This window comes from Mycobacterium sp. DHQP2018-32-09 (genome assembly GCF_058148405.1).
Window position 1 is genome coordinate 1 of record NZ_JBYVYK010000181.1, and the last position, 405, is coordinate 405.

The following is a 405-nucleotide window of genomic DNA, read 5'->3' on the forward strand; positions in this document are numbered from 1 at the left end:
TGGAGGAGGAGTTCGACGACGATGATTTCGATCCGGCGCTGGACTCGGTCATCGCCGTCGACTCATCGGGCCGAGTGGTGGCCTTCGGATCGGCGACCGTGAAATCCGGCCACGAAACAGTCGTGTGGGTGACGTTGGATGGCACCGTGCATCCCGAGCGGCGCGGCGAAGGAATTGGGTCCAGTGTGCTGCGGTGGCAGGAACAGCGGGGACTGCAGCACCTTGCGGAATCGGATGAATGCTTGCCCGGCTGGCTGGCTGGTAGCGCCGAGGAGCACGCTGTGTGGACAATTGAATTGTTCCACCGCAACGGCTATGAGTCGGTGAGGTGGTGGCATGAGCTGGAACGCGACCTGGCTCAACCTATCCCGGAAGTGACTGTGCCTGAAGGCGTACGGATCGAGA

General features: G+C 62.0%; 1 pseudogene. It reads left to right on the forward strand.

The annotated features are described in order from the left end of the window. A pseudogene (locus tag AC30CM_RS27250) lies at window positions 1-405 on the forward strand (GNAT family N-acetyltransferase); the annotation flags it as partial.